12 protein-coding genes are annotated in these 20,832 nt (G+C 44.3%); 6 read left to right on the top strand and 6 right to left on the bottom strand.

Annotated features, from left to right (window positions below):
- Positions 1-5: 5 nt before the first annotated feature.
- From SNR28_RS08685 to SNR28_RS08670, 4 genes are read left to right on the top strand one after another with little or no spacing between them, the layout of a single operon-like run.
- The gene (locus SNR28_RS08685; protein WP_375748814.1) at positions 6-2,636 is read left to right on the top strand and encodes an alpha-mannosidase; all 2,631 of its coding nucleotides are present in this window, start codon (positions 6-8) and stop codon (positions 2,634-2,636) included.
- Between the two features lie 15 nt (positions 2,637-2,651).
- A complete protein-coding gene (locus SNR28_RS08680; RefSeq protein WP_375748813.1) occupies positions 2,652-4,346 on the top strand; it encodes an alpha-amylase family glycosyl hydrolase in 1,695 nt (564 codons plus the stop codon).
- Between the two features lie 10 nt (positions 4,347-4,356).
- A complete protein-coding gene (locus tag SNR28_RS08675) occupies positions 4,357-4,950 on the top strand; it encodes a fructose PTS transporter subunit IIA (protein ID WP_375748812.1) in 594 nt (197 codons plus the stop codon).
- Between the two features lie 9 nt (positions 4,951-4,959).
- A complete protein-coding gene (locus SNR28_RS08670; protein WP_375748811.1) occupies positions 4,960-6,129 on the top strand; it encodes a glycerate kinase in 1,170 nt (389 codons plus the stop codon).
- Between the two features lie 89 nt (positions 6,130-6,218).
- On the opposite strand, the gene SNR28_RS08665 is transcribed toward SNR28_RS08670, so the two are convergent.
- From SNR28_RS08665 to SNR28_RS08640, 6 genes are all read right to left on the bottom strand, one after another.
- Positions 6,219-8,795, bottom strand: a complete 2,577-nt coding sequence (locus SNR28_RS08665) for a bifunctional aconitate hydratase 2/2-methylisocitrate dehydratase (protein WP_375748810.1) — start codon at positions 8,793-8,795, stop codon at positions 6,219-6,221.
- Between the two features lie 63 nt (positions 8,796-8,858).
- On the bottom strand, positions 8,859-10,379 hold the full coding sequence (locus SNR28_RS08660; RefSeq protein WP_375748809.1) for a tripartite tricarboxylate transporter permease: 1,521 nt from the start codon (positions 10,377-10,379) through the stop codon (positions 8,859-8,861).
- Between the two features lie 9 nt (positions 10,380-10,388).
- Positions 10,389-10,865, bottom strand: a complete 477-nt coding sequence (locus SNR28_RS08655) for a tripartite tricarboxylate transporter TctB family protein (RefSeq protein ID WP_375748808.1) — start codon at positions 10,863-10,865, stop codon at positions 10,389-10,391.
- 56 nt (positions 10,866-10,921) lie between these two features.
- On the bottom strand, positions 10,922-11,917 hold the full coding sequence (locus tag SNR28_RS08650) for a Bug family tripartite tricarboxylate transporter substrate binding protein (RefSeq protein WP_375748807.1): 996 nt from the start codon (positions 11,915-11,917) through the stop codon (positions 10,922-10,924).
- A gap of 418 nt (positions 11,918-12,335) precedes the next feature.
- The gene (locus tag SNR28_RS08645) at positions 12,336-13,028 is read right to left on the bottom strand and encodes a response regulator (RefSeq protein WP_375749922.1); all 693 of its coding nucleotides are present in this window, start codon (positions 13,026-13,028) and stop codon (positions 12,336-12,338) included.
- On the bottom strand, positions 13,022-14,647 hold the full coding sequence (locus SNR28_RS08640) for an ATP-binding protein (RefSeq protein WP_375748806.1): 1,626 nt from the start codon (positions 14,645-14,647) through the stop codon (positions 13,022-13,024). The genes SNR28_RS08645 and SNR28_RS08640 overlap by 7 nt, the downstream gene beginning before the upstream one ends.
- 585 nt (positions 14,648-15,232) lie before the next feature.
- On the opposite strand from SNR28_RS08640, the gene SNR28_RS08635 reads away from it, so the two are divergent.
- Together SNR28_RS08635 and SNR28_RS08630 are read left to right on the top strand one after the other, a co-directional pair.
- Positions 15,233-16,606: an L-serine ammonia-lyase gene (locus SNR28_RS08635; protein WP_375748805.1), complete on the top strand. Its 1,374-nt coding sequence runs from the start codon at positions 15,233-15,235 to the stop codon at positions 16,604-16,606.
- Between the two features lie 122 nt (positions 16,607-16,728).
- Complete coding sequence (locus SNR28_RS08630) at positions 16,729-20,832, top strand: response regulator (protein WP_375748804.1); 4,104 nt, start codon at positions 16,729-16,731, stop codon at positions 20,830-20,832.

Below are 20,832 nucleotides of genomic sequence, written 5' to 3'. Positions count from 1 at the left end.
GTGCCATGACTAAAGTTCATGTAGTTCCGCATACTCACTGGGATCGTGAGTGGTATTTTACGCAACAAGACAGTGATGTCCTCGCGACTTACAACTTTACAAAAGTTATCGAAACACTAGAAAACGTGAAAGAGTACAGCTGTTACCACCTGGATGGTCAGAGTTCGATAGTTGAAGACTACCTTAAAGTACTGCCACATATGCGTGATCGCATGGCAAAACTGGTTACCGAGAAGAAGCTGTTTATTGGCCCGTGGTATACCCAGACAGATACCTACAATGTGGCGGCAGAATCGATCATTCGTAACCTGAAATACGGTATGCATATCGCTGAAGAGCTAGGCCATAGCATGATGGTGGGGTACCTGCCGGACACCTTTGGTCACAACGCCCAGATGCCGACCATCTTCAAAGGAATGGGTATCGACAATATCGTATTCTGGCGTGGTTTGGACTACGACTCTCAAGTTCAGAAGTCTAACTTTTTCTGGCAGTCTGCGGGTGGCGACAGTATCTACGCTTACAACCTGGTTCATGGTTACGGAGCAGCCAAAAACATCGTGCCTGATGATGCGCACCTAGATAAGAAAATCTTCCCAATGGTAGAGAAGATCAAGCAGTTATCTGGCCTTGATGAAGTGCTTATCCCATCTGGTGGTGATCAGGTAAATATCGATCCTCACTTGCCAGAAACCCTTGCAGTGGCGAGCAAGCGTTCTCCTGCCGAAGACGTATATACCATCTCTTCAATGGAAAGCTTTGTTGACCATATGCGTCGAAACTCCGATAAGTTCGAAACTTATATTGGGGAGTTTAAGCAGCCTCGTTATACACGTATCCATAAAACCATTGGTTCGGTTCGCTACGACATCAAAAAGCTGAACTTTGAGATTGAACAGTTCCTTCTGAAAAGGCTGGAAGTAGTTATCGCGATTGCTAAGAATCAAGGAATCAATGTTCAGACTGAGCTGGTTGATATTGCCTGGAAGAAAATCCTTGAGTGTCACGCTCACGATAGCATGGGTGGTTGTAACAGTGATGCTACCAACGCAGACATTATGCATCGTCTAAAGCAGGCTGATGAGATTTGTCAGGGCCTGTTCAACCTTGTGACTAAAGAGCTGGCAGACAGCTACGACGATAATAGCGTTCTGATGTTTAACGGTCAGATTAAGCCGTACTCCGGTATCTCGAAGATCGTCGTGTTTGCTAAGTCGCTCGATGTCGCTATCAAAGACAATGGTGTTGCCCTGCCAACTGAAATCGTAAGTTACGAAGAGCTGGATGGCGGTAAAGTCATCGAAGTAACAAAGGATGGTGAGAAGGAAGTTCCGGTTCCACCATACTATCGTATTGAACTAAACGTAACGGTTAGCGATCTCCCTGCGATGGGTTACAAGGTGCTGGAAGTCTCGGAAAGTGATGATTCTGTTCGTTCTCTTCAGGATTCAACTCTGCCTGTTATTCACAATGAGGAACTACAGGTTGCTCTTGAGGAAGGTGAGCTCTATCTGCATCACAAGCCAAGTGGCCGTCATATTACTCAGCTTATCCGCTTCGAAGAGCAGGCAGACGATGGCGACTCTTATGACTTCTCTCCGCTAGAAGGAGATGTGGTTATTTACTCTCAAAAGCTAGAGTGGACGGCTACTCGTCACGGTGAAACTGAGCAGGTGCTTTCCATCCGTGCAGAGCTGGATCTTCCTGTAGATTTAGATGAGCGTCAGCAAAACAAAGCGAGCGGTAAAGCGAGCTTTGATATCGACCTGACTCTGGTTAAGGGGCAATCCCAACTGCTGGTGGATGTTCGCACGATAAACCAGATTAAAGACCACCGTGTTCGTATCATTCTGAATTCTGACCTGATGACGGATACTTCTATCGCAACTCAGCCGTTTGCACTGATGGAGAGACCAGTCTCTCCTGAGATTGCTGGCTGGAGAGACAAGTTCCGCGAATGTCCAGTTGATATTGAGACAACCGACGGTGCGGTTGCAATCAAAGATGCCGACAAAGCGATGATAGTGCAGGGCAGGGGACTAAAAGAGTTTCAGGTGCTGAAAGGTATGTCGAACGACCAAATCGCTTTGACTCTGTTTAAATCGACAGGCGTGCTAGGTAAAGACGATCTGCTATGGCGTCCGGGCCGCGCTTCAGGGATTAATAACACAGTCGTTCATACTCCTGATGCTCAGTTGCAATCAGAGATGAGTTTTAACTTCTCAATTGCATTTGCGGATAACGCTGAGCACCAGACTGTTCGTCAGTTAGAGCAAGAGTATCTGAATCAGCCATTCAGTTATCAAAAGCAGTCACTAAACAGCTTTGAGAACCGATTAGAGCGTTTCCAAGTGAGCTTTGATAAACGCGAAGCGCCACAACAGGTCAGCCTGTTCGAGATAAATCAGCCTGTTGAGCTTTCTAGTATTGGCCACTCTTTCTACAAGAGAAGTGCGGTAATTGTGCGTCTGTTTAACCCAACAGATGAAGCGATTACTTTCGATGCGTCAGCGCTTGCTCATCTGCCAGAGGTAGAAGTGGTGAACTACAGAGAAGCACCTGTAGAAAGTGGAAACCCATTTGAAATCAGACCAAACAACAGCATCGATCTGCGCTTGACGATTAGAGCCGACTAAGAACAGGGTATGAAAATGATTAACGAAAAAATTTATAGCAAAGTTTCGTACCTGTACGGTGACGAGCAGGCATCGGACATCACTAACTCAATTATTGAGTTAATGACCAGATGGAAAGATCAATCTACAAACTATGCCGATTGGGTTGATGAGCAAACGTCTTATCTGATCACTTACGGAGACAGTATTTCAGAGTCAGGTTTGAAAACGCTGGATACCATGAAGCGTTTTGCGGATAAGTATCTGAAGGACTCGATCAGCAATATCCATATTCTGCCTATGTTCCCCTATACATCGGATGATGGATTCAGCGTGGTTGATTACCGCAAGGTGAATCCGGAACTGGGTGATTGGAAAGAGCTCAATGCTCTGTCTGAGAACTTTGACTTGATGTACGACTGTGTCATCAACCATATCTCAAAGAGCAGTGACTGGTTCCAACGTTATCTGGCAGGTGATGAGCAGTATCAGGACTACTTTATTGATGCGGATCCGAATCAGGATTACTCAAGTGTTACCCGACCGCGCGCATTGCCACTGCTAACACCATTTAAAAAAGCCAATGGTGATACTGCTCATGTATGGACGACGTTTTCTGAGGATCAGATTGATATCAACTTCAATAGCCCAAAGGTGCTGCTGGAGAGTATCGATATCCTGCTGATGTATGCGGCAAATGGTGGGCGTTCGATTCGTCTGGATGCGATTGGTTTTATCTGGAAGGCGCTGAACTCTAGCTGTATCCATCTGGAACAGGCGCATGAAATCATCAAGCTGTGGCGAATTGTATTGGATGAAGTGGTTCCGGGTACGTTGTTGATTACTGAAACTAATGTGCCACACAAAGAGAATATCTCTTACTTTGGTAACGGTGATGAAGCGCATATGGTTTATCAGTTCCCGCTTCCACCACTGACTCTACACGCATTTCTGAGCGGAAACAGCCAGACACTGACGGGTTGGGCGAAAGGTCTGACTCAGGAAGCGATGGAGAGCCTGAAAGCAGGAAGAAAGACAACCTACTTTAACTTCCTTGCCAGTCATGATGGCATTGGTGTCAGACCTACAGAAGGAATTCTGAGTGACAATGATCGTCTGGATATGTGTCGTGAAGTTGAACGCAAAGGTGGTCGGGTAAACTACAAAAACAATGGTGATGGTACTCAGTCACCTTATGAGCTGAATATCAATTACCTAAGTGCGATCAGCGACCCTGCTGACGATGCAGAAACAAAAGCGAACAAGTTTCTTGCTGCTCAATCGATCCTTCTGTCGTTTATCGGTGTTCCGGCTATCTATGTTCATAGCTTGCTAGGCAGTGAGAATGACATCGAAGGCATGGTTGAATCAGGCATTAACCGACGAATCAACAGGGAAAAACTGGGTTATGAACGGCTGGAAACTGAGCTAGGTGAAGAAGGCTCATTGAGACAACGTGTTTATAGTCAAATGATGGAGCTGCTAGAAATCAGAATGCAGCAGAAGGCATTTTCACCTCAGTCTTCTCAGCAGATCCTGGAGCTTGGTGATGGTTTGTTTGGCATGATTCGCGGTGAAGGTGACGAAGCGGTTCGCTATATCGTGAACATCAGTGATAAGCCGCAAGATGTTGTATTACCTGCATCAGGAAGAGATCTTGTTTCCGGTGAGAGCATCGAAAATAATCTAACTTTAAATCCATATCAGTTTGTCTGGCTAGTACAAGAATAAGGAACACAAAATGAAACTTGCACAACTTACTTCAGAAGAACTCATCCTAAAAGATGTTGTATTTGAAGATCGCCTTGAGGCGATTAATGTACTGGTCGATAAACTGGAACAAACAGGAAAGCTGACCGACAAGCAGATGTTCCTTGATGCAGTACTTAAGCGCGAGGAAGAAGGGCCAACCTGTTTAGGCGAATATCTGGCAGTGCCTCACGGTAAATCGGAAGCGGTAACAGAGCCTGTTTTTGCCTGTGCGTTTGTAAAGGAAGCGCTGACCTGGCAAGGGCTGGATGGTGATGAGCCAGTGAACATGATTTTCCTGCTCGCTATTCCGCCAGCGCAAGCGGGCTCTACCCATATGACACTGCTTACAACACTGACCTCTTCGCTGGTGGATGATGATTTCCGCGAGGATCTTCTGAACGCATCCGATACTAAAGAGATTATGCGCCTGTTTGGAGCAGACGAAACCGCTGAAACGCAAGAACCAGCAGAACAAGAAGCCGCTCATGAAGATGAAATGGCGCAGGATATCAGCCGTGTTGCTTACCCAATGGTTTTGGGTGCAGGACTTTTGATTTCCGCTTTCCTGTTTATGTTGCTGTAGGTCTTGTCCATGAAGGTGTTAATTGCTCCAGACTCTTTTAAAGAGTCTTTAAGTGCAGCGCAAGTTTGTGACTGCATTGAAGCGGGCTTTAAGCAGGTTTTCACGGACGCTGAATTTCGTAAACTCCCTCTTGCCGATGGTGGAGAGGGTACGCTTGAAGCGCTTTTGCAATCTCTTGATGGCGAAATCCGATACGTTGATGTTATAGGCCCTATGGGGAAGCCTGTAACAGCAAAGTGGGCATTGCTTAAAGACAAAAATGCTGATGGTGCGAAATCTGGTAGTAAGAGAAAAGCGCTGATTGAGATAGCCTCTGCATCAGGTCTGGACTTAGTGCCTGAACCGGAGCGAAACCCGGAACTAGCAACAACGTTCGGAAGCGGAGAGCTGATCCGAGATGCGCTGGATGCTGGTGTGGACTCTATTCTACTTGGATTGGGTGGCAGTGCGACCAACGATGGTGGTGCAGGTATATTACAAGCGCTAGGTGTTAAGTTGCTAGACAGTGATGGGAAAGAGATTCCGCGCGGTGGTCTGTCGCTTTCCGAGTTTTGCTATATCGATGCGTCTGAAATGCATCCGAGATGTCGCGAGGTTAAGCTCGAAGTCGCCTGCGATGTTAGCAACCCTCTTTGTGGAGAAAATGGTGCAAGCCATGTGTTTGGTCCGCAAAAAGGAGCAACACTAGAAATGGTTAAAAGCCTTGATGCGAGTCTTGGACACTTTGCTGATGTAATCGAGTCATTTACAGGAGTAAATTATAAACTTGCACCGGGATACGGAGCAGCGGGTGGAACGCTATTGGGCTTGTCACTGGCGTTTGAACCCAAAGTTCAGTCGGGTATTGAACTGGTGATGGATACCGTAAAAGCAGATGAAGCGCTCAATGATATCGACCTTGTCATTACCGGAGAAGGACGAATGGACGATCAAACGCTTCAGGGGAAAACCCCTTACGGCATAGCAAAACGTGCAAAGGAACGCGGGATTCCCGTTATTGCGATAGCAGGCTCTTTAGGCAAAGAGACTGAAAAACTGTATGAGGTTTTTGATGGTGTTTTTGGAACCGTGAGAGCGCCAATGCCATTAAGTGAAGTGCTTCTTGAAGCAGAAAACAACCTAACAGTGAGTGCAAGAAATATCGCATCCGCGATAAAGTTGGGGAAGAGCTTTTCTTAGTTTCGACAGTGTAAAACGATAAGTCGTCATCCGTGATGACGACTTATTTTAAAAATAACACTCTAACAACACTATTGGCTTAATTGGATTTATATTTGCCTTACAACCAATGTATCTGGAGACTGATACTCTTCCATCTCACTAAAGTCCAAATACGAATAGATAGACTTTTTGTTATCAGTGAGTGTACTGGCGAAGCTCATATACTCATCAACGGTTGGTAACTGACCATGCATTGCGGTTATGGTGGCGAGCTCTGCGGAGCCGAGATAAACCAGCGTGTCTTTGCCTAAGCGATTTGGAAAGTTTCGGGTAGATGTTGAAATAGCTGTGGAACCTTGAGCTATTTGAGCCTGATTACCCATGCATAAAGAGCACCCCGGCATCTCTAGCCTTACACCTTTTCGTGCAAACGTATTGTACAAGCCTTCCTGTCTCAATTTGGCTTCGTCCATTTTGGTTGGAGGCGCTATCCACATCTTGCTCTTAGTCGGTTGGTTACTTTGGTCAAGTAGCTGACCAGCTGCACGAAAATGACCGATATTTGTCATGCATGAACCGATAAATACTTCATCGATAGATGTACCTTTCACTTCAGACAGTGGTTTAACATCGTCAGGATCATTAGGACAGCACAATAGTGGCTCGATAATGTCAGCAACATCGATTTCCAGCACCTCAGCGTACTGAGCATCCGGGTCTGCTTTTAATAACTTAGGATCAGCTAACCACGCCTTCATATCATCGATACGTTTTTGAATTGTCTCGCGGCTCTCATACCCTTGTGAGATCATCCATTCGAGCAACGTGATATTGGAGTTCAAATAAGTGGAAACAGTTGACTCATCCAAAGCGATGCTGCATCCAGATGCAGAGCGTTCAGCTGTTGCATCTGCTAACTCGAATGCCTGTTCTACTGAAAGGGTTTCAAGGCCTTCGATTTCAATGATCTTACCTGCAAAGATGTTTTTCTTGTTCGCCTTCTCTACGGTGAGCAGGCCTTTTTTAATCGCAAAGTAAGGGATGGCATGAACAAGATCGCGCAGAGTGATTCCGTCTCTCATCTCGCCTTTAAATCGCACTAGCACTGATTCAGGCATATCTAATGGCATCATTCCTGTGGCAGCGGCAAAGGCTACTAAACCCGAGCCTGCTGGGAAGGATACACCCAACGGGAATCTTGTGTGTGAGTCTCCACCTGTGCCAACGGTATCAGGCAAGATCATTCGGTTTAACCATGAGTGAATCACACCGTCACCCGGATTGATTGCCACACCACCACGAGATTCAAAGAATGGAGGCATGGTTGAATGGTTTTCGGCATCTATAGGACGAGGGTACGGAGCGGTGTGGCAAAACGTCTGTAACACCAGATCGGCATTAAAGTTTAAACATGCCAGATCTTTGACCTCATCGCGCGTCATAGGGCCAGTAGTATCCTGAGAACCTACAGTTGCTACTTTGGGCTGGCAGTATTGTCCGGGATATACTCCGTCAAGACCACAAGCTTTACCTACGATCTTTTGTGCCAGTGAGTAGCTGCCATTACCTTCAATGGTTTCCGGGCAGCGGAAAGCGTCGCTTTGTGGCAGATTGAGCAGCTCTCTTGCATCATCAGTTAGCTGGCGGCCTAATATCAGCTGTATGCGTCCACCTGCGCGGATGCTGTCAAACAACATATCTGACTTAACTGAAAACTTACTCACTATTTGACCTGTTTCGTGATCTCTGATTTCACCTTTGTACGGATAGATATCAATGACCTGTCCACTTGATAAGCTTGAAACATCTGATTCAATTGGTAGAGCGCCTGCGTCTTCCAGAGTGTTATAAAATATCGGTGCAATGGTTCCTCCAATCACCACACCTCCGAATCGCTTGTTCGGTACAAATGGAATGTCATTACCGATATGCCAGATCACAGAGTTAGCAGCAGATTTACGGGACGAACCTGTACCTACAACATCGCCAACAAATGCGACCGGATAGCCTTTCTGTTTAAGCTCTGCAATAGCATCCAGAGGTTTCTCAATCATCCCTTCGCGAGGCACTTTTAACATAGCTTGCGCGTGTAACGGGATATCCGGACGTGACCAGGCATCTTGTGCCGGTGAAAGATCATCCGTATTAATTTCTCCTGGAACCTTAAAAACCGTGACCGTTATCTTTTCTGCAATTTCGCGCCTACTGTGGAACCAGTTAGCTTCTGCCCACTGGTTTAAGGCTTTTTCTGCATGTAGATTTCCATTTATGGCTAGCTGATGGATTGTATTCAGGTTGTCAAAGACCAGAATAGTCTTTTCAAGGGCGGCAACAACAGTATCTGCGAGAGTTTTGTGCTCAAGCAGGTTTACAAGGTGAACAACATTGTAGCCACCCTGCATTGTACCCAACAGATGAACGGCGTCTTGAGGCTGAATAATAGGTGACGTCAGTTCACCAGTAGCCAGTTGAAACAGGAAGTCGGCTTTTACTTTTGAGGTTTCATCTACTCCCGGTGGAACTCGGTGAGCAAATATATCAAACAGGCTGGACTGGGTGTCTGTATCCAAATCTGTTTTTTGAAGAATCGAAGTTAATTCAACAAGATCAGTCTTACTGATCGTTTTTGGCTCTATGGACATTGCTTTGCGTTCTGCGAGCATAGAACAATAGTTGTCTAGCATAGTGTTTCCTAGGACTTGAAAATAAAAAAAGCCAGCTAATTGCCTAGCTGGCCTGAATGGTTGTTATACCTCTGCAGTTGAAGAGCTCTTGCTCGCTTTCTTTGAAAGTGCAGCGGTAATTTTCGAGCCGAACAGTGAAAGCAGCAATAGACCGATAATAAGAAGAGTAATTGGTCTTTCGAATACGTAACTGATTTCACCACCACTAATTTGGTATGTATGAAGCAGGTTACTTTCAGCCATTCTGCCCAGCAGGATACCGATTACAGCAGCTGGAACAGAGTAGTTAAGACGACTGAATATCCAACCAACAATAGAGAACACCAGCACAGTAACTGGGCCTGAGATGTTGCCTGTCAGGCCGAATGAACCAAACACTGCCATCGATAACACGGATGGGATCAGAATGTTCATTGGTACCTTAACTACGTTGGCCAAAATCGGTATAAAGATCAGTCCAAGTCCAATTAAAAGGAACACCTGAACAAAGTTACCCATAATAATCGCATACACGATATCAGTTTGTTCTCGGATGAATTGTGGGCCACCTGTAATGTTATGCATGGCGAATGCGGCCAGCATTACTGCTGTTGCTCCACCACCAGGGATACCCAGTGCAAGCAGTGTCGCCATAGAGCCAGCTTCGGATGTTGAGTTTGCAGATTCTGCTGCTACAACACCTTTAGGATTACCCTTGCCAAAGCTGTCCGGATCTTTGTCACCACGCTTAGTCTCTACATAAGACAGAAGGTTAGATACGGATGAACCTACTCCCGGAACCGCACCAACAAAGACACCTATGATACTGCCTCGAATTAGCACTTTAGGGTGCTTGAATGAGTGACGGAAACCCGCAAGGATCTCTTTGATACTTACCTTACGTGCAGACTCATCAGCAACAAGATAGTTTTTATTTACCAACTTAAATAACTCAGATGCTGCGAACATACCCATCATTGCAGGAATAACCGGAACACCATCTAACAGATATTCGTTACCCATGGTACCGCGAGCCACACCCGCTTCACTGTATCCGATGGTGCCGATAAGCAGACCAACAAATCCTGAAAGCAGGCCTTTAAGCATAAAGTCACCTTTCAGGCTGGCGATCAGTGTCATCCCCCAAAGGATAACGAAGAACATTTCTGAAGGGCCAAGTTTAAGAACCATCGAAGAGATAGGCTGAATCAGCATAAACAAAATCATATAGCCAAAGATCGCACCAAAGCAGGATGCACCAAGAGCAGTGCCTAACGCTTTGTTATGTTCACCTTTTTTAGCCATTGGATAGCCATCAAAGGCTGTTGCGATAGCCGATGAGGTACCCGGTATGTTCATTAGTATGGCTGGTATACCACTACCAAATGAGCCACCTGTGAATATGGCTGTCAGGAAGATCATCGCTTCAAGGAAGTTCATGTATAGTGTTGCTGGCAGGAAAATCGCCATAGCCATTGAGATCTGAAGTCCCGGAATTGCACCGAATACCAGTCCGATAACCATACCAGGTACAACATAAAGCCATGGGCCGACTGAGGAGAGTAGCAGCTCACTACCTGCCATAATTGCTGAAAAATCTAACATTGCTTCTCCTTAGTATTCAGTTGGTAGCAATGACATTGGCATTGGGTAAGGCAGCATTTGGGCAAAGAAAACCGACATTAGCAGGCCAAACACAACGCTGTAACCGACAAGCCACACGAGGCGGCGTTCTTTTTGGTGCCACAGGAAGGCGGCGACAAACAAGGTTGTAGCGATATCAAAACCGATGGTTTCAAGAGACATCACGTAGACAGTAAACAGACCGATGATGGGTAGCACAGTCATCACTGAATCTGCTTCGCTTTTTTCTTCAGAGTCTTCTGTAGGAACTTGTGATGCGTTATTTCTAGCTTGTCTAACCATCTCGCCAATAGCCATTAACAGAGCGATAGCGGCTATCGGAACAATCAGAATCATGTTTTCAACCATTGATGATGCTTGCCAGGCCGACCATGTGTACCAACAGATGAAGAGCGCTAATACGCCAACCACCGTAAAATCAGCGGTCTTCTTACTTAAAATCTTCATATATCCTCACGTATTGGAGTTAATTGGCTGCCCGGACAGGCAGCCAGAGAGTTGAGTTAATCTAGTAGATGGCTGTACTTCTGGAAGGTCTTGAAGTTTTCGCTCATCAACTGAGACGAGCGTTCGGGACCAACCCAATCACCACCGATATCGCTGGCTTTCAGGAACTTCTGAACCTCTTGACGCGCCAGAGATCTTTCGATGGCGCTTGCAAGTTTGTCGTAGCGTTTAGGGAATTTTTCCTTGAACTCTTTTGTTACCGCGAATCCGCGCATTGAACCCGTCAGGATCGGCACTTCAGTATTTAGTGGTTTAAGAGCATCGTTTACAGCTGGCGCGTTCCAGTGCTCACTTGCTGTATCGTTCACGACCGCCAGAGGGTGAATAAATTCGCGAATACCTTCACTGCCCTGAGCACTGATGATGATGAAGTCTACTTGTCCACCGGCTACAGCAGAACGAGCTTTACCACCACTACTGAAAGTCACCAGATTAAGGTTCTCTTGCGGGATACCATTTTTATCAAGAAGCAGCTTCGCCATTAAGTGACCACCAGAGCCCTGCACAACCGCAGCCTTTACTGATTTAGGCTTTTCCTTGATTGCGGTGATAAGAGAAGCCAGATCTTTGTAAGGTGTATTTCTGTTAGCTGCGATCAGTTCTTTGTCGAACCACTGGAAGTTTATATATGAGAAGTCTTCAACTGAGTATTTAGCTTGGCCCTTAAGAATGGTGTTAGTCAGGTAAGGTGCGAAAGTGGATGAGTATACGGTGTAGCCATCATCTGGCCTTGCAAGTACATAGTTTGCTGAAATCTGTGTACCCGCGCCTTTTTTATTGATGACCTTGATTGGCTGTCCAAGTTCTTCGGAGATAAATCCAGACATGGAACGTGTCATACGGTCAGCACTACCACCAACACCGAAGCCAACAACGAAGTTGATCGGCTTATTAGGGTAGTTGTCTGCAACAGCCATTGAAGGGGCTAGAACTGAAAGTGTAATCGCTGCGACAGAGGATACCTTTCCTATAGTTTTAGCAAATTTTTTCATTACTATCTTCCTTTGTAATTGATTGGAATAGATGGTGATTTGTTTCACGTTGTTATTTTCTTTTAATCACTGATCTATTGATGTGAGGGATTTCAATCGGAAGTTATGTTTAAAAGGCAGCTAAAGTTTTAAAGAATTTAAAATGATTTTTACAAGAGAAATAGAAATTACTCATGGGATTAATAACCTGTTAGATATTGTTATTGTTAGTTTTTTATATGGCTATAACAAAATCGAGAAGGTTTTCACTTATTTGTAAATCATAATTTGGTGTAAATAAGGGATAGGTAGGTTAATTCTATTCGAATGAATTAGGTATTGAGAGTTGTTTAGGACGATATACTCAAAAATAACCAGATGGTAAGGAGTCAAAATTTGTTAATTTATTCTTGAGTATATATCGCTATTTATTCATTAGTTAATGGTTTATTTTCTTACTGTAGATGCGTTCAGGCCTCCCTCTTTTGCCATGATTAATATCAGCTTTTAGGAAACCAGATATCGCACAATATTCGAGGTAGCGCCTCGCGGTTGTTTTGCTGATTTCTGCAGCTTCCACGAGTGATTCAGCTGTGTGTTGGACAGATTCATCGATAAACAGACTTTTGATTTTATCTACCGTAAGCTGATCTATTCCTTTAGGGAGTGTTTCCAGTGCTCCATTATTTTTTGATTGGTAGTTCATCATGATGTCCACAAAACGTTGATTAATAGAATCTGTCGATTTTACGGTGCTCATATACTTCAAAAATCGTTCTAACGAGTCGCTTAAACGAGCGTAGGAGATCGGTTTTAGCAGGTAGTCAAAAGCACCCATTCGGATTGCTTTTTGGACGGTTTCCATATCACTTGCTGCTGTAACGAATATGACGTTGGGTGGGTTCTCTGACGCTGTCATTACCTTCATTAAGTCGATCCCTTTTCCATCTGGCAAGTAATTATCAAGAATAACCAGATCGGGTTTGAAGATCGTTAGCATGCTCTTCGCTTCCTTCACGCTTCCGGCAACGCCGACAGGATTAAAATTTGGAGAATCAAGAAGAAGCTGACTATGGAACTCAGCGATGTTTGATTCGTCCTCTATTATCAGTACATCGTATACAATCATGATATTTTCTTTTCTTCTATTTTAGGGACGTAAATAGAGATTACCGCGCCAGTTGGCTCAGACTCCTCAATGATAATTGTCCCGTTTCCACGTTTCACATATTGGTCGACAAGGTATAAACCAATACCATGCCCAGGTTCATCTTTCGAGGTAATACCTCGGTTGAAAATATTGTCGTTATCATAGTCATCGAACCCAACACCATTGTCAGTGACGACGATGACCAAATCTTCTCCCTGATCAGACATCAGAAGGTTGATCGTTTTGTTGCTTTTCGGGTTCTTCAAAGTTGATTCGAATGCATTGTCCAGTAAGTTACCTAGCATTGCCGTCAGTTCTTCATCCTTTATCGGACAGCTTTCGCCACTGAAATGAGACATAGGGTCAAACTCTAGTCTAAGGCCCATTTCTTTCGCTCGACTGTATTTGCCTAAAAGTAAGCCAGCGACAGTTCTGGGACGAAAGTTCTTAGTTATTGAGTCGATGACTTCCTGTTTTTCGCTATTGGTACTTTCTAGTGCTGCCAGCGCTTTTTCATACTCACCTATCTGTATTAAACCACTTATGGTTGATAGCTGATTGTTGTGTTCATGCCTTATTACACGAAGGTTATCAATATAGTGCTGTGCCTGAGCCAGTTTTGTAGTAAGTGAGCCGATATCATCTCGTTGCCTAAGGCTAACAACGAAGCCTATGGTTTTTCCCTCACTTATCATTGGCACCCTGTTAGCGATAAAAGTTTCGCCATTGCACGAGACCAGTTCGTCATTGACGTTGTTTTCTGTATTTTCACCAACAAGAGACGGGACAAAGAAGTTCACTGGAGTAATTAGGTTTTGGGCTAGTTGATTGATAGCCTGCTCTTTAGACTGCACGATACCCAGCATATCCAGCGCACGCTTGTTGATGTTAAGTATTTCGCCATTTTTACTTATAGCAACAATGCCCTCATACATAGACTCCATTACGCTACGTTTTAGTTGCAGCGTTGCCGCAATTTCACTAGGTTCCATATCAAACATCTGACTCTTGATATGGTTTGAGAAGTAAAATGCCCCCATCAAAGACAACAAACACGAAATTCCAAAGATAAAGATCAAAGGGAAAGCGTACTCAATAATTCGGCTACTTAGCTTGTCTATTAAGTACCCGACCGCGACCACGCCAACAACATTTCCATCCTTGTCTATAACGGGGGATTTTCCCCGGACTGACAAGCCAGACTCACCAACCTTTTCTGATATATAACTCTGTTTGTTTTCTAATGCGTCTTTATTGTCATTGCTGTTTATTTTTTTCCCAATATGAGTACTGTTTGGGTGGTAGCGCCGAATCTCATTTTTGTCCGCAATAACTATATAATCAGCATCGCTTAGTTCACTCAACTTATTAAACTTGATAAATATTTCTGCGTATTTTTTATTTACTAGCAACTCTGCGTTTTCAGCATCTGCTGCGATATTCTTTGCCTGAACTAAAGCCTTGGTTCCTACCTGGTGGGTGATACTCTCTTCAAATACACTAAAAAAGAAAGCGCTTTGCAATACAGTTAGCGTGACAACAAACAGAAAGAGGAGTATTCGAACTCTTGACTTAAACTTATACTTTTCAAGTACTTTCACTTTGGGCTATTTCCTCACAAACAACATAAATTTTCAGAGACAACCCTACAAATCTAAGGCTAGTTATAATTATGTAAATAATGATAATTAATGGAACTGGAAATTAATTCGAGTTTGATCAATATATTCAACAATTGAGCTTTAAGGCATTTTAAAGATTAAAAACCTTAAAAATTTTGGCAATGTGAGAAGAGGATCGCTGAGCTGGAGATATGGAAGATAAAAGTCTTTCAGTATAGAAGGGCTAGTGGGATGAACGTCAAAGGGGACGTGACTACAAAAACGGGTTCATAACCTGCGCAGATCTCGCCACCGGGCGAACCAAGGAAGCCACCAATAGGCGTTGCCTGGCCATGGTTTGCTCCGATAGGAACAGCAGTATTTGTTGTGTCTGGTCTTATTACTAGTTACTTATGGGGAAACAATAATAAAAATCAGTTAGAATTCATTGAAACGCAGACAAATTTGTACAGCAGACCAGACTTTAGTCAGGTAATGCTTCTGATATTTGCTGCACTAACAGTATTTTCCTGTTTCTTTATTCCTGATTGGCTACTTTCAGCCTTGTCCTAAAGAGTTTTTAGCATGTTATCGATTTTTGACATATACAAAATTGGAGTTGGTCCCTCAAGTTCGCATACTAATGGTCCGATGATTGCGGGATTTCAGTTTGGCGAAAAAGTAAAGCCAGTACTGAGCAAGGTCGCTAAAGTTCAGATAGATCTTTATGGCTCGTTATCTTTAACTGGGCGTGGGCACCATACAGACAGAGCAACGGTGCTTGGCTTAATGGGTAATCGTCCTGATTGTATTGATATCCCAGCTGCAAATAAGCTGATGCGAACCTCGTTTGCTGAAAACACCATGCTTTTATGTGGCGAGAAGCAAATTCCTTTCGATAGACAAGCTGATATTGTTTTCCATGAAGATAACCTTCCGCTGCACGAAAACGGAATGAGCATTTCAGCGTTCGATGCGAATGGGGATCTCATTGATACAGAAGTCTATTACTCAATCGGTGGTGGTTTTATCGCTACAGAAGACGAGCTAAAAAACAGTGGCAGCAAAACAGCGACTGAGCTTGAGTTTCCATATCAATCAGCAGATGAGTTACTCAAGCAAGCCGAAGAGAATGGATATTGCCTTGGTGGATTGATTCTTCGCAATGAACTGGCATTCCACAGCAATGAAGAGATCGACAGAAAAGCCGAGCAAATCTGGCAGATTATGTCTAATTGTGTTGATCGGGGTCTTGAAACGGAAGGGATTCTTGATGGTGGTTTGAATGTCACCCGTCGTGCTCCTGCTTTGTTGAAGAAGTTAGAAGCTAACCAAGGCTTGACCGCAGATCCAATGGAAATTTTGGATTGGGTTAACGCATTTGCCTTCGCTGTGAGTGAAGAAAATGCAGCTGGTGGGCAAGTGGTTACTTCTCCTACAAATGGTGCTGCAGGTGTTATTCCAGCTGTACTTATGTACTATCACCGCTTTATTCGGGAGCTCGATCTTAAGCAGATTAAAGACTTCCTTGCCGTATCAGGTGCAATTGGTGTTCTGTATAAAATGAACGCCTCAATTTCTGGTGCTGAAGTTGGCTGTCAGGGTGAAGTAGGCGTTTCTTCTTCGATGGCTGCCGCTGGTTTAACGGCCCTTCGTGGTGGTAGTAATGAACAGATCTGTATCGCGGCAGAAATTGCGATGGAGCATTCACTGGGTATGACATGTGACCCAATTGGCGGTCTGGTTCAGGTGCCTTGCATTGAACGAAACGCAATGGGTGCAATGAAGGCAATTAACGCTTCACGCATGGCGCTAAAACGCACCAGTAAATGTTTGATCTCTCTTGATAAGGTTATCGATACCATGTATCGAACCGGTAAAGATATGAACAAAAAGTACCGCGAAACGTCTTTGGGGGGATTGGCTGAAACCATTCATTTAGCACCGCCTTGCGAATAAATGTTTCTAACAGCTCATTCCCATTGATTTAGCTCAAGTAAGTAGTTATACGGTATTGTGTATAACTACTTGCTAAATGATAATTGTTGAATATAAATAAACCTGATTGGTTATGATATTCAATGATTAAACTTGCTGATATCCGCATTCGAACAAAACTCATATCAATACTTCTCTTTTTTGGAGTTGTTCCACTTCTAGCGGCAACTCTGTTTAACTCTCAGCTTTCTTCCAAAGCACTTATTGATAAGTCGTTTGAACAGTTAAATGCCATTCAAGCTTTAAGAAGTAAAAATGTCGAAGACTTTTTTATAAAAAGAGTGACTGATATTCAGGTGCTTGCGGAAAGTGACCGAATAGCAAATCTGGTTAAGTTAGTCAGTCTGAAGTCGAGAACGACCAATCCGGAAGCCCTTGATAGTCATGAATCCTACATTGGTGAGTACATTCGTGGTTATGGCTACGATGACCTTCTTATCATTGATCCGGCATATGGTCAGATTCTATATTCTAAAAATGAAGTCTCTCGTAAAGGTGTTGTCCTGAGCTCTGGAAGAGTATCAGATGTCGCACTTCAGAGAGCCTGGTCTCAGGTTGAACTTCAGGACAGTACCGTTTTTTCTGACTTTTCATACAGCGCTCAAGACAAAGAGCAAATCTCCTATATTGCGACACCTGTGAGGGATGCTGAAGGAAACACAATAGCGATTCTGGCGGTCAAGTTATTACCTAACCTGGTCAATACCATTGTTGACTCACGTATCGGAATGGGTCAAACGGGAGAGTCCTATTTACTTGGCATTAGTTCAGTAACGGGACTTTTTGAGTTAAGAAGTGACCTGGTCACCATGGGAAGTGGTGAATACGTTGTTGGGTTTCGTTTAAAAAGGGATTTAGATTACTGGACCGATGCCCAGGTAGCTGGAATGAAAGGCGGGCAAGATACTTGTATCGATAGCGCAGGTCGAAATGTACTGGTCACCTTCAATAAGGTTCAGGTCCCAGGATACGACTGGTACCTCATCTCAAAGATCAACGAAGATGAGGTAACAGAGCCTATTTATTTCTTATTGCAAGCGCTGCTCTTTGCCAGCCTTGTTCTGATTCTGATTGTTGGCTTTATCGCCCTTAAATTCTCTGACTCTGTTACCAGCCCGCTTACCAAAGGGATGGACTTTGCAAAAGATATTGCGTCTGGAAATCTAAACTCAACTCTGGATTTAAACCAAAAAGACGAACTTGGTGATCTAGCTCGTTCTCTCAACGACATGGCTGTACAGCTTAAAAATCTGGATTGGTTAAAGTCGGGTAAAGAAGACCTGGACGACCAGTTACGTGGAGATCTGGAACTCTCAGACCTATCAAATAAGTTCATTACTTTCTTTGCTAAGCATATGGGTAGCCAGTTAGGCGCTTTATATCTGTTTGATGAGAAACAACAGGTTCTAAATCTGAAGTCCAGCTATGCATTCACTGATAGAAGCGGCAACTTCAACCAGATTCAACTGGGTGAAGGCATGATTGGTCAAGCGGCTATGGAGCAGGAAGTGATCGCTTTCTCTGATGTAGCCGATAACGCTCCTGCATTTAATTATGGTGCTGGGGAAGTGACACCAAAATACTTTATGGCCATTCCTCTTGTCACTGATAGCCACCTTATTGGTGTTGCGTTGTTGGGCGCGGTAAATCCATTCTCCACCCTACATAAAACATTTGTGAATGAATCCAGCACCAATGCAGCGATCGTGTTTAGTGCAGCAAATGCACGTTCAATGATTGAAAGGCTTCTTGAACAGGCTCAGGAGCAAAAAGAAAACCTCTCTAAAGCCAATGAGGATCTTGAGCAGCAAGCGACGGCACTTCGTAAGTCAGAGCAGGCGCTGCAAACTCAACAAGAAGAGTTGAGAGTGACCAATGAAGAGTTGGAAGAGCAGACCAAAGTGCTTAAGGAATCAGAAGCAGAGCTTCAAGCCCAGCAGGAAGAGCTTCGCGTTACTAATGAAGAGTTGGAGGAGCGAACCAAAGCGCTTGAAGATCAGAAAATTGAGATGCAGGAGAAAAATGACGAACTGCATTTAGCTCAGCAAATCGTTGAGGAAAAAGCGAAAGAGGTCGAAATTGCCAGCAAGTATAAGTCTGAGTTTCTGGCAAACATGTCTCACGAGTTAAGAACACCGCTAAACAGTATCTTAATTTTGTCTCAGCTTTTTGCGAATAACAAAGATGGCAACCTGAATGCTAAGCAAATTGAGTCAGCTAAAGCGATAAACTCATCAGGCTCTGATCTTCTTTCTCTTATTAATGAAATTCTGGATCTGTCGAAAGTGGAGGCAGGGAAGATTGAGTTGCATGTTGAAGATGTCGCATTTGATTCAGTGGAACAGGATATTAGGCGTCTGTATCAGGACATTGCCGCTGAAAAAGGATTGGATTTTGATATCAGCGTTGCAGGGAACCTTCCTCAATCAATAGAAACAGACTCTCAAAGATTGCAGCAAGTTTTGCGAAACCTGCTTACTAACGCCTTCAAGTTTACCCATGAAGGGGTTGTTTCGTTAAGCATGGCGATGCCTTCACCTGAAGTCGCACAGCGAATGCAGATGCCAAGAGAATCTCTGGTCGCGTTTCATGTTAAAGATGATGGCATTGGCATTAAAGAGGAGCAGCAACTTTCCATATTTCAGGCTTTCCAACAGGCTGATGGCAGTACCAGTCGCAAGTACGGTGGTACGGGGCTTGGTCTCTCTATCTCCAAAGAGCTAACTCATTTGCTTGGTGGCTCTATTCTTCTGAAAAGTGAAGAAGGCAAAGGCAGTACGTTTACAGTTGTCCTTCCTCTGAAGTACATCTCGAAAGTAACGGAACTGGAAGCCACTACCGAGCCGACTCAACCTGTCAAAACTGAGGCCAGTAAAGCTGAGCTTAAAGCTGAAAAAATGGAACCGCTACCTGCAGTAAAAGCGAAATCAGCCAAACCAGTTAGTCCAGTGGAAACAACCTCTCCGATTAAAGCGGAGAGTTATATTGAAGACGACCGACACACAATAGCAACCGAAGATCGTACCTTGCTGGTTATTGAAGATGACAAAGCTTTCGCGGGAGTGATGAGAGATTTTGGTCGTGAACGTGGGTTCAAATGCATCGTTGCAGAAACCGGGGAAACAGGGTTGCACTTTGCTGACTACTACAAGCCTAGTGCTATTGTTCTTGATATTGGTTTGCCGGGAATTGATGGCTGGACAGTGATGGAAAGGCTGAAAGAGAACCCGGATCTTCGCCATATCCCAGTTCACTTTATGTCCGCGAATGATGCTAATCTCGATGCCATGAGAATGGGAGCCATTGGATATCTGACAAAACCTGTCGATATGAAAAAGCTGGATACCGCCTTCTCTAACATCGAAGAGATCATTTCCAAACCCGTCAAACGTCTGCTTGTCGTCGAAGATGACGAAATTCAACGCGATAGTATTCGCCAGCTTATTGGTGAAGAGGATGTTCATATTGTCGCGGTGTCGACAGGCAAAGAAGCGCTTAGCGAGCTTGAATCACAGAGATACGACTGCATGGTGCTGGATTTGGGCCTTGAAGATATGACGGGCTTTGAGCTGCTGGAAGATATCAGAAGAAGTGAAACGGCCGCTCGGGTGCCAATTATCGTCTACACAGGTCGAGAGCTTACTAGAGATGAAGAGAAAGAGCTGAATCAGTATGCCGAGAGCATCATTATCAAAGGTGTTAAGTCTCCTGAGCGACTACTAGATGAAACCGCACTCTTCCTACACAGAGTCGAGGCTGAGTTGCCAGCGGAACAGAGAGGCATGCTCAAAGCCGTCCATGATAAAGAGTCAGTGCTAAAGGATAAGAACATTCTTCTTGTGGATGATGATATGAGAAATGTTTTCGCGCTTTCCAGCATTCTTGAAGACAAGGGCATGAACATCGTTATCGCCCGGGACGGTCAGGAGAGTTTGGATAAGTTGAATGAAAATCCTGATATCGATTTGGTGCTGATGGACATCATGATGCCTAAAATGGATGGTTACGAAGCCATGCAGGAGATAAGAAAGCAGAAGAAGTATGAGTCCCTGCCGGTTATTGCACTGACCGCAAAGGCCATGAAAGGTGACCGAAGCAAATGTATTGAAGCCGGGGCGAGTGATTACCTGGCTAAGCCGGTTGATACCGATAAGTTACTTTCAATGCTAAGAGTATGGTTGTACTAG

Source organism: Vibrio iocasae (assembly GCF_042245395.1).
Classification (GTDB): Bacteria; Pseudomonadota; Gammaproteobacteria; order Enterobacterales; family Vibrionaceae; genus Vibrio; species Vibrio iocasae.
The sequence above is the reverse complement of the archived record's forward strand: the minus strand, read 5'-3'. Positions and strand labels throughout refer to the sequence as shown.

Excerpts from the sequence above, each read along its gene's own strand:
- SNR28_RS08655 (WP_375748808.1), bottom strand. The coding sequence starts at position 10,865 with ATGAAGATTTTAAGTAAGAAGACCGCTGATTTTACGGTGGTTGGCGTA.
- SNR28_RS08630 (WP_375748804.1), top strand. The coding sequence starts at position 16,729 with ATGATTAAACTTGCTGATATCCGCATTCGAACAAAACTCATATCAATA.
- SNR28_RS08675 (WP_375748812.1), top strand. The coding sequence starts at position 4,357 with ATGAAACTTGCACAACTTACTTCAGAAGAACTCATCCTAAAAGATGTT.
- SNR28_RS08660 (WP_375748809.1), bottom strand. The coding sequence starts at position 10,379 with ATGTTAGATTTTTCAGCAATTATGGCAGGTAGTGAGCTGCTACTCTCC.
- SNR28_RS08635 (WP_375748805.1), top strand. The coding sequence starts at position 15,233 with ATGTTATCGATTTTTGACATATACAAAATTGGAGTTGGTCCCTCAAGT.
- SNR28_RS08665 (WP_375748810.1), bottom strand. The coding sequence starts at position 8,795 with ATGCTAGACAACTATTGTTCTATGCTCGCAGAACGCAAAGCAATGTCC.
- SNR28_RS08650 (WP_375748807.1), bottom strand. The coding sequence starts at position 11,917 with ATGAAAAAATTTGCTAAAACTATAGGAAAGGTATCCTCTGTCGCAGCG.
- SNR28_RS08680 (WP_375748813.1), top strand. The coding sequence starts at position 2,652 with ATGATTAACGAAAAAATTTATAGCAAAGTTTCGTACCTGTACGGTGAC.
- SNR28_RS08685 (WP_375748814.1), top strand. The coding sequence starts at position 6 with ATGACTAAAGTTCATGTAGTTCCGCATACTCACTGGGATCGTGAGTGG.
- SNR28_RS08670 (WP_375748811.1), top strand. The coding sequence starts at position 4,960 with ATGAAGGTGTTAATTGCTCCAGACTCTTTTAAAGAGTCTTTAAGTGCA.